The sequence below is a fragment of the Enterobacter sp. Ap-867 genome, assembly GCF_011752855.1.
Lineage (GTDB): Bacteria > Pseudomonadota > Gammaproteobacteria > Enterobacterales > Enterobacteriaceae > Cedecea.
On record NZ_VWWS01000024.1, the window covers coordinates 1 to 1,736 of the forward strand.

Genomic DNA, 1,736 nt, shown 5'->3' on the forward strand with positions numbered 1-1,736 from the left:
TCTATCAGACAATCTGTGTGAGCACTACGCGGGTTGTATCTTTTAGGTAAGGAGGTGATCCAACCGCAGGTTCCCCTACGGTTACCTTGTTACGACTTCACCCCAGTCATGAATCACAAAGTGGTAAGCGCCCTCCCGAAGGTTAAGCTACCTACTTCTTTTGCAACCCACTCCCATGGTGTGACGGGCGGTGTGTACAAGGCCCGGGAACGTATTCACCGTAGCATTCTGATCTACGATTACTAGCGATTCCGACTTCATGGAGTCGAGTTGCAGACTCCAATCCGGACTACGACGCACTTTATGAGGTCCGCTTGCTCTCGCGAGGTCGCTTCTCTTTGTATGCGCCATTGTAGCACGTGTGTAGCCCTACTCGTAAGGGCCATGATGACTTGACGTCATCCCCACCTTCCTCCAGTTTATCACTGGCAGTCTCCTTTGAGTTCCCGGCCGAACCGCTGGCAACAAAGGATAAGGGTTGCGCTCGTTGCGGGACTTAACCCAACATTTCACAACACGAGCTGACGACAGCCATGCAGCACCTGTCTCAGAGTTCCCGAAGGCACCAATCCATCTCTGGAAAGTTCTCTGGATGTCAAGAGTAGGTAAGGTTCTTCGCGTTGCATCGAATTAAACCACATGCTCCACCGCTTGTGCGGGCCCCCGTCAATTCATTTGAGTTTTAACCTTGCGGCCGTACTCCCCAGGCGGTCGACTTAACGCGTTAGCTCCGGAAGCCACGCCTCAAGGGCACAACCTCCAAGTCGACATCGTTTACGGCGTGGACTACCAGGGTATCTAATCCTGTTTGCTCCCCACGCTTTCGCACCTGAGCGTCAGTCTTTGTCCAGGGGGCCGCCTTCGCCACCGGTATTCCTCCAGATCTCTACGCATTTCACCGCTACACCTGGAATTCTACCCCCCTCTACAAGACTCAAGCTTGCCAGTTTCGAATGCAGTTCCCAGGTTGAGCCCGGGGATTTCACATCCGACTTAACAAACCGCCTGCGTGCGCTTTACGCCCAGTAATTCCGATTAACGCTTGCACCCTCCGTATTACCGCGGCTGCTGGCACGGAGTTAGCCGGTGCTTCTTCTGCGAGTAACGTCAATCACCAAGGTTATTAACCTTAATGCCTTCCTCCTCGCTGAAAGTACTTTACAACCCGAAGGCCTTCTTCATACACGCGGCATGGCTGCATCAGGCTTGCGCCCATTGTGCAATATTCCCCACTGCTGCCTCCCGTAGGAGTCTGGACCGTGTCTCAGTTCCAGTGTGGCTGGTCATCCTCTCAGACCAGCTAGGGATCGTCGCCTAGGTGAGCCATTACCCCACCTACTAGCTAATCCCATCTGGGTTCATCTGATGGCAAGAGGCCCGAAGGTCCCCCTCTTTGGTCTTGCGACGTTATGCGGTATTAGCTACCGTTTCCAGTAGTTATCCCCCTCCATCAGGCAGATCCCCAGACATTACTCACCCGTCCGCCGCTCGTCACCCAGGAGCAAGCTCCCCGTGCTACCGCTCGACTTGCATGTGTTAGGCCTGCCGCCAGCGTTCAATCTGAGCCATGATCAAACTCTTCAATTTAAAAGTGTTTGATGCTCAAAGAATTAAAACTGTTTATAAAATCAGTAGTCACTCTTCAAGACTTGATATTTGTTTGCATCCGAAGATGCTGAGATATCAATCCTGCGAGTGCCCACACAGATTGTCTGATAAATTGTTAAAGAGCAGTG

Annotated in this window: 1 rRNA gene; it reads right to left on the reverse strand. The window is 52.4% G+C overall.

The annotated features are described in order from the left end of the window. Positions 1-47: 47 nt before the first annotated feature. Positions 48-1,587 (reverse strand): 16S ribosomal RNA (locus F3J26_RS22515). Positions 1,588-1,736: the final 149 nt, after the last annotated feature.